The organism is Lacticaseibacillus pantheris DSM 15945 = JCM 12539 = NBRC 106106 (assembly GCF_001591865.1).
Taxonomy (GTDB): Bacteria; Bacillota; Bacilli; order Lactobacillales; family Lactobacillaceae; genus Lacticaseibacillus; species Lacticaseibacillus pantheris.
The window spans coordinates 1-7,658 of sequence record NZ_BCVS01000108.1; the positions used below are offsets into that span (position 1 = coordinate 1).

Consider the following 7,658-nt stretch of genomic DNA (forward strand, 5'->3'; position numbering starts at 1 on the left):
AGGGTGGCCCTGTTTTTATACGCGCGATTATTACCACTTCAGATCATGCTCTAAAGATTCATCCAGTAATGAGCTGTCTGAGCGGAACCAAAGGTCGTAACGCTCTGGCGTAATCTCCGCCTCGTCGCAGTACTCGGCGAGAGCTTTAACGAAAAGGTAGAGGTCGTTGTCGGCGAGACGCTGGACTTGTCGATGGACCTCATCGTAAGTTAGGCGAGTTTTATTCATGAGATGACTCCCTTCGGTAATTTGCAATAATATTATTGATCAAAAATGCGTCAGGGAAAACGATGTAGTTTATTTGTTTAAGGGTTCTACAACCAATATTCTAAATAAGTCTTCCAACGTGTATTCTGCCTTGATTTCTTCATTTTGCGACATCTTTACTAATGAGTCTATGGAGGGGATGTTTTTACCACGCTCGTAATTGCTTAATTGTCGTGGTGAAATAGAACATTCCTCAGAAAATTCGGCTATTGACTTATTAAAATGCTGCCTGAATTCGCGCATTCTGTATCCCATCCGTCTGGTGGGTAGGAGCGAGTCGTTTATGGTGCTTTGTCTATATGTCATATCACGTTATGCACCTTGGTTCATATGATTTACCGTTAACCCAGTATACGATAATCATATCAGCTGATATTAAAAAAACAATTTGCAGAGGTGTAAAGGATATGGAATCTACAGACATGATCGAGAAGCTCCCATTTGCCAGCGTTGCCCGCTTGAGTAGCCCTTATGAAAGTGATCCTAAGGTTATCTACCATTTGTTAGTGGACGTTAAGGATTTGCCATCTAATTTACCAACGGAGGTCAATCCACGGGCTGTAAATAAAAAAACCAAGGTATTTCGTAGAATTGAGGATGGTCTACAAAACGACGAAGAACAATTCTACGTTGAAAACCGCGGAATTTTGATTTCGGCTAAAGGTGTTAAAATTGACAGCCTGAACAAGGTTATCATGCTAAATGTCGGTAGTAGAACAGAAGCGGATTTATCTCAGTATGGAATTCTGGACGGAGGGCACACTTATCAAGCAATTTTGACAAAGAGGAGTAAAATTGCTGCCGATCAGATTCAGTATGTACATTTAGAGGTCATTACGGGAATTGATGAAATTGATTCCTTAGCGTCAGCTAGAAACACGAGTGTTGCTGTTGGTGACAAGGCCATAGCAGAGTTGGCGGATAAATTTGACTTTGTAAAGTCTGCCATTTCTGAATTGCCTTTTGCAGGCGATATTTCGTATAAGGAAAATGAATCCGAGAAACCGTTGGATGCAACTGATCTAATCAGGCTAATGTATGCCTTTAATATTAGTAAATATCCTGAAGGAAAGGTGGCCCAACCAGTACCTGCTTATAGTGGCAAAGCGGCCGTGCTAAAGGATTATTTAACTTCGTATGATGAATCATCAGAACATGAGTCCTCTAACCCATACTATAAACTTGCACAGCTTCTACCAGGTATTACTAAGCTTTATGATTTAGTTGAAAAAGATATGGCAAATAAGTATCGTGACATCACTCCGAATGGCAAGTTTGGTAAAATAAAGGGCATTGAGTTACGAAAAACAACGACAAAATATTACGGTCATAATACAGAGTACACGATTTCTCAGGGGTTGTTGTTGCCTATTGTTGGCGCATTTAGGGCCTTGGTTAAGGATAATGGTACCCGTTACGATTGGACTGTTGATCCAGATACGGTGTGGAACTCCATCGGGGCCAAGCTAGTTAATAACACTGTAGAAATGTCACGTTCATTGGGTAATAATCCACAGGCCGCTGGTAAAAATAGTAATTTATGGAGTCAGAACTTCGACGCTGTGAATACTGCTCAGTTGCAGATACAGTTAGACGCACTTTCTGCCGAATAGAATATGACAAGTGTTAATTTTAAGATCACGGTGTGTATTTAGTGGAATATAACTATGGAGGGGTGCTAATATGACTGAAATGAATTTCGCACGTAAATCAATACAAAGCCTGCTATCAGAAAACTCCAACTTTGCGGTTCCTGCATATCAACGTGGATATGCCTGGGATAATAATGAGTGGGATGACTTCTGGGCAGATCTGCAGGAAGTTGTGGCTAGTAAAGAAGATGACCATTTCCTAGGACAGGTCGTTGTAAATACTTTGGACGGTAAGGCCTACATTGTGGATGGTCAGCAACGTGTTACTACAGTGATTATTATGCTGGCAGTTTTGCGTGATCGGTTTGCCCAGATGACCGATAATGCAAAGGCGAGTGTGCGGGCCGACGACCTACAGTCGGATTTCATTCAGCACGGTAATCAATATGTATTCACACAATCTGAACAGTATGCCGAATTTTTCCGTCGCTTGATTCAGGTTCCTGGCAATTTCGATGAAGTTCAGGGTCAGGCAAAACTAGATAGTGAGAAGAACTTCGTCAAGGCTTACAAGTATTTTGACAATTGTATTAGTAATGATTATAAAGACCGACCTACGGAGGTATCCCGTCTTCAGTACCTTGAACGTCAGAAGAAGATGTTGTTAGAGCACGAATTTGTCATGCTTATTTCAACAAGTGATGAATCCAGTGCGTTTATAATTTTTGAGACACTAAATGCACGCGGGCGTGACCTTAATAGCTCGGACTTGCTGAAAAATCACCTGTTTAGAAAGGCCCAGGGCGATAATGATATTAAGCACCACTGGGATCAAATGATGGATCCGTTGGGCTATAATTCCTCCTTAGCCACAAAGTTTATTCGCTCATATTGGAATGCTACAGAACAATTTACCACAGAAAAGAAATTGTATCGTGCACTAAGTCATAAAATTCAGACTGCCAACGATGCAAGAGATTTCGTAAAAAAATTGGCTGACTTATCCGACTTTTATGTATCAATGGTGGATCCCAAGAGAGAGTCCATCTTCACTGATGACACGCTTCTTAAAAACCTGTATGTTTTAAACTTGCTTGGCGCAAAGACCTTTTATCCGCTGATTCTTGTTATGGTTGATAGTGGTAAATTTACGGAGCAAGATATCGCTATTGTTACCTACAAGGTAATTAGTTTTACGGTACGGAACTTCACGATTGGTGGACTAGTGGCCAATAAGTATGAGAAAGCATTTTCCACGATTGCCAATAACTTGTACCGTGGTGAGATCAATACTATTGAAGAAATCAATCAAGCTATTTCCGACCAAATGACTAGTGACACACAGTTTAGTGATGACATTCGTACTGCTTCTATTACTACAGAGCGGGCCGCCAAATATATTCTTAGTGAATTGGCTTATCCCGACGAGGTAGAAAATATCGATCTAAACGACGTTAAGGTGCAGCAATTAAATAATAACGTTGAAGATAGCGACCGTATCGGAAACAAGTTCTTGTTCACCAAAAACGAGGAACGAACCGTGCGAAAGAATAGTAAAATTCGCGCGGGAATAGTGGCAAATTCAAAACTACAGGAAACGCGACCGTTAGCGGACCTTGTTGATACCATTTCTAGTGAACAGATTGATGATCGGCAAAACGCATGGGCACAGGTTGCGGTCAATGTTTGGAGCAAAAATCAATCGTAGTAAAGCCATAAACAACATTAGGAATCCCTAGATTAACCGATAAAAATTATTGCAACTAGATGAAAGGAGGCCAAATTGCCCTATTCAAGGGTAATCTGGTCTCCTTGTTTGTATTATTGCCAAATGTCAAGTAGAAGCCAGCGCATAGTCGGTGCACCATGCGAAGTATTTGCCGCCACCAATGTCCCGATTAAAAAGGGGGAGCGGCATAATCACCCGTCCCTTTTGTAAACATCCCGTCCCCACCGATACAAACTCAACACATACCTTTACCTTGCCATGCTCTAACCCGTTACACAACGTGACTATCATTAACCTTGTAGCAAAGATGGTTGTAAGAGCCAATGAAGAAAGAGGTAATCACTGATGAAACTGACCAAATTTGTCACCGCCGCCGTCGCACTGGGAGCGCTGACTCTGGGTCTGGCCGCATGTGGTAGTACCAACACCAAGGCCGACTCCGCTAACGTATCGGGCAAAGTTACGGCCGTGGGTTCCACGGCACTACAGCCGCTGGTAGAACAAGCCGCTAAGGATTTCCAGACCACCCACACCAAGGTTAACTTGTCCGTGCAGGGTGGTGGTTCCGGTACCGGCCTGAGCCAGGTGCAGTCTGGTTCCGTGCAGATTGGTAACTCTGACATTTTTGCGGACCAGCAGACCGGCATTACCGCGTCCAAGCTGAAGGACCACAAAGTGGCAGTGGTGGGGATGACGCCCGTAGTGAACAAGGACGTCGACGTTAAGTCACTCACCATGGACCAGCTGAAGCAAATCTTCACGGGCAAAGTCACCAACTGGAAGCAATTGGGCGGCAAGGACGAAGCCATTACGGTGATTAACCGTGCGGCTGGTAGTGGTACCCGGGCCACCTTTGAAAACGCCGTACTGAAAGGCGCAACGGCCATCAAAACTCAGGAACAGGATTCCAATGGTACCGTGCAGAAGATTGTTTCCACCACTCCAGGTGCAATCAGCTACCTCGCATTCTCGTACGTGAACGATTCGCTGCGCGCGCTCAACATTGACGGCGTGAAGCCAACGGCCGCTAACGTTGAAACCAACAAGTGGAAGATCTGGTCCTACGAACACATGTACACGCTTAAGTCTAAGGACAACAAGGCTGCCGACGCGTTTATTAAGTACGTCCAGTCCAGCAAAGTACAGAAGTCCTTGGTCAAGAAATTAGGCTACATCAGCATCGCGAACATGAAGGTGCAGATGGATGCTCACAACAAAGTAACCACGATTAAGTAGTGCATTTAACGCCCGATCCCCTACCGGGCGTATACATAGGGTCGGTAGGTGGTCGACCCACATTTATTCGCAGCGAGAAAAGGTGATTTTATGCAACTGACACGTACAAACGCAATGATTCAAGACGAGCTGACCCATTCATCACGGGAAACCCGGCAGGATACGCGGGGTCGTGCCCTCACGTACCTGAGCATCGGCCTCGTGGTGGTACTAGTTGTTGCCATCATCTACTTCATCGCAGCGCGCGGGGTGGCAACGTTTACCACGAACCACGTAACGTTGAGTGAATTCTTTGGGATCAACTGGCAACCAACGGCGACCGATTCTAACGGCCGGCCGGAAGTAGGGGCGTTGCCCATGATGGTGACTTCGTTCAGTGTGACCATCCTCGCGGCGCTGGTCGCCACCCCCTTTGCACTCAGTGTCGCCATGTTTATGACCGACATTGCGGAACGGAGGGGTGCAAAGCTGTTGCAGGCGGTCATCGAACTGCTCGTTGGTATTCCGTCCGTTGTGTACGGGTTTATTGGCCTCGCCGTGGTTGTGCCGTTCTTGCGGCGCCTGGCGGGTGGTACTGGGTTTGGGATTTTGGCCGGAACGATTGTGTTGTGCGTCATGGTACTGCCGACCGTTACCTCGCTGGCTGCGGCCAGCATTCGCGCCGTGCCACTGTCGTTGCGGCAGGCATCATACGCGATGGGGGCGACACGGTGGCAGACGTTACGCAAAGTCGTCTTACGAGCCGCGACACCGGGAATTATTACCGCCATTATTTTGGGGATGGCCCGCGCCTTTGGGGAGGCGTTAGCTGTCCAAATGGTCATTGGGAACACCACCGTATTGCCACGGGGGTTGTTTACCCCGACGTCAACGTTAACCAGTACGCTCACCACCGAGATGGGCAACACGGTGCCGGGTACGTTGCAAAATAACGTGCTGTGGTCCTTGGCGTTGATCCTACTGGCCATGTCACTGGTGTTCAACCTGCTCGTCCGGCTAGTGGGCCGAAAGGGGGCACTGCCATCATGATGAATGCAAAGCAGAGTGACCGGCTGGCCACCGTTGTCATCTATACATTGGTGGGCGTGGTCATTGCCACCCTGGTATTTTTGTTAGGCTACATTTTGTTCCAGGGTGTGCCCCATATTTCGTGGCGGTTTTTGACCACCGCCAGTAGCAACATGACTGCCGGTGGAGGGATCCGCGACCAATTGTTTAATTCTTTGTACCTACTGGTGTTGACCACCATTATTTCGGTGCCGATTGCATTGGGAGCCGGCATCTACCTATCCGAATACGCACCACACAACGCCGTAACCAGTTTCGTGCGTAGCGCCATCGAGGTATTAAGTTCGTTACCGTCCATCGTGGTGGGGCTGTTTGGCTACCTGGTCTTTGCCCTGAAATTTAACCTGGGTTTCTCGGTGTTGACTGGGGCCATCGCCCTGACTGTGTTTAACTTACCAATTTTGACCCGCAATATTGAGGAGTCGCTGGAGGACGTGCCGAACTTGCAGCGGGAGGCTGGTTTGTCGCTGGGACTGTCACGTTGGCGGACGACCACCAAGATTGTCCTGCCGACCGCCATCCCCGGCATTCTCACCGGGATCATTTTGAGCGCCGGCCGCGTCTTTGGTGAAGCCGCCGCGCTGATTTACACGGCGGGGCAAAGTAACATTAACGTCAGTTATACCGACTGGAATCCATTCAATGCCAGCAGTTTCCTGAACCCGATGCGGCCGGCCGAAACGTTGGCGGTACACATCTGGCAACTGAACACTGAAGGGGTGACCCCGGACGCCAAGGCCATTTCGGCGGGGGCGTCAGCGGTGCTCATCATCGTGATATTGCTGGTTAACCTCGGTGCCCGCGGACTAGGCGGGCTGGTGTACCGACGACTGACGGGTAAGCAAGCAAAGGGGGCAGCATGATGGATCAACCAATGACGACGCTGGGACCAGCACCCGTAAGGTTTGAACCGGCGTCCGCAGACGACCTACCAACGAGTATCATGGCGCCGGATGGGGCGGTGGCGATGAGTACGCACAAACTACAGGTGTGGTATGGCGACCAGGAAGCTCTGTCACCAACAACTTTGAGTTTCCCCGAGCACCAAATCACCGCGTTAATCGGTGCGTCGGGGTCGGGTAAGTCCACGTTTCTGCGTTGTTTAAACCGCATGAATGATGGGATTGCTACGGTGCACGGCGAAATTATGTATCGGGACACGGACGTCAATGCGGCAAGCGCGAACGTGTACCGGGTCCGGACACATATCGGGATGGTTTTCCAGCGGCCGAACCCCTTTGCCCGGTCGATTAGGGACAACGTCACGTTGGCGCTACGGGAGCACGGTATGCGTGACCGGCAGTTGCTGGCCGAACGGTTGGAGCAGAGCCTCCGCGGTGCGGCGCTGTGGGATGAGGTCAAAGACGTACTGGATCGCAGTGCGTTGGAATTATCCGGTGGTCAACAGCAGCGGCTGTGCATTGCACGGGCGTTGGCTTTACGCCCGGATGTCCTGTTGTTGGACGAACCGGCGAGTGCTCTGGATCCGATTGCGACGCTGCAGATTGAGTCAACGTTGCAGGAACTGCGCGACCAGTACACCATCATCATCGTCACCCACAACATGGAGCAGGCGCGGCGGCTGAGCGACAACACCGCGTTCTTCCACCAAGGTCATGTGCGCGAGTACGCGCGGACCGCCGACCTCTTCACCACGCCCCGCGTCGGCGTAACGTCCGACTACATCGAAGGCAAGTTCGGGTAAGTGGTTGGGTTGGCGGCGGCGTCGGCCGAGTTGGTGAGCTACGGCTTACGTGGGGTACTCC

At 48.8% G+C, this 7,658-nt stretch carries 7 protein-coding genes; 6 read left to right on the plus strand and 1 reads right to left on the minus strand.

Features of this window, described 5'->3' with window-relative positions:
• Positions 1-297: 297 nt before the first annotated feature.
• Positions 298-573 (minus strand): helix-turn-helix domain-containing protein, encoded by a 276-nt coding sequence (locus LPA02S_RS11945; RefSeq protein ID WP_082405527.1) that lies wholly within the window; start codon positions 571-573, stop codon positions 298-300.
• Between the two features lie 101 nt (positions 574-674).
• On the opposite strand from LPA02S_RS11945, the gene LPA02S_RS09690 reads away from it, so the two are divergent.
• The 6 genes from LPA02S_RS09690 to pstB all read left to right on the plus strand — a co-directional run bounded on the left by LPA02S_RS09690 (position 675) and on the right by pstB (position 7,597).
• Positions 675-1,880: an AIPR family protein gene (locus tag LPA02S_RS09690; RefSeq protein WP_056957041.1), complete on the plus strand. Its 1,206-nt coding sequence runs from the start codon at positions 675-677 to the stop codon at positions 1,878-1,880.
• Positions 1,881-1,950: 70 nt separating this feature from the next.
• Positions 1,951-3,567, plus strand: a complete 1,617-nt coding sequence (locus tag LPA02S_RS09695) for a DUF262 domain-containing protein (protein ID WP_056957042.1) — start codon at positions 1,951-1,953, stop codon at positions 3,565-3,567.
• Positions 3,568-3,933: 366 nt separating this feature from the next.
• Positions 3,934-4,824, plus strand: a complete 891-nt coding sequence (locus LPA02S_RS09700; RefSeq protein WP_056957043.1) for a phosphate ABC transporter substrate-binding protein PstS family protein — start codon at positions 3,934-3,936, stop codon at positions 4,822-4,824.
• 90 nt (positions 4,825-4,914) lie between these two features.
• Positions 4,915-5,853, plus strand: a complete 939-nt coding sequence (gene pstC / locus LPA02S_RS09705; RefSeq protein WP_225350379.1) for a phosphate ABC transporter permease subunit PstC — start codon at positions 4,915-4,917, stop codon at positions 5,851-5,853.
• Complete coding sequence (gene pstA / locus LPA02S_RS09710) at positions 5,853-6,755, plus strand: phosphate ABC transporter permease PstA (protein ID WP_054651764.1); 903 nt, start codon at positions 5,853-5,855, stop codon at positions 6,753-6,755. The genes pstC and pstA overlap by 1 nt, the downstream gene beginning before the upstream one ends.
• Positions 6,752-7,597 (plus strand): phosphate ABC transporter ATP-binding protein PstB, encoded by an 846-nt coding sequence (gene pstB, locus LPA02S_RS09715; RefSeq protein ID WP_420835970.1) that lies wholly within the window; start codon positions 6,752-6,754, stop codon positions 7,595-7,597. The genes pstA and pstB overlap by 4 nt, the downstream gene beginning before the upstream one ends.
• The last annotated feature ends 61 nt before the right edge of the window (positions 7,598-7,658 follow it).

Bases quoted from the DNA above. Each gene is read 5' to 3' on its own strand.
- pstB (WP_420835970.1), top strand. From the start codon at position 6,752: ATGATGGATCAACCAATGACGACGCTGGGACCAGCACCCGTAAGGTTT.
- pstC (WP_225350379.1), top strand. From the start codon at position 4,915: ATGCAACTGACACGTACAAACGCAATGATTCAAGACGAGCTGACCCAT.
- LPA02S_RS09690 (WP_056957041.1), top strand. From the start codon at position 675: ATGGAATCTACAGACATGATCGAGAAGCTCCCATTTGCCAGCGTTGCC.
- LPA02S_RS09695 (WP_056957042.1), top strand. From the start codon at position 1,951: ATGACTGAAATGAATTTCGCACGTAAATCAATACAAAGCCTGCTATCA.
- LPA02S_RS09700 (WP_056957043.1), top strand. From the start codon at position 3,934: ATGAAACTGACCAAATTTGTCACCGCCGCCGTCGCACTGGGAGCGCTG.
- pstA (WP_054651764.1), top strand. From the start codon at position 5,853: ATGAATGCAAAGCAGAGTGACCGGCTGGCCACCGTTGTCATCTATACA.
- LPA02S_RS11945 (WP_082405527.1), bottom strand. From the start codon at position 573: ATGACATATAGACAAAGCACCATAAACGACTCGCTCCTACCCACCAGA.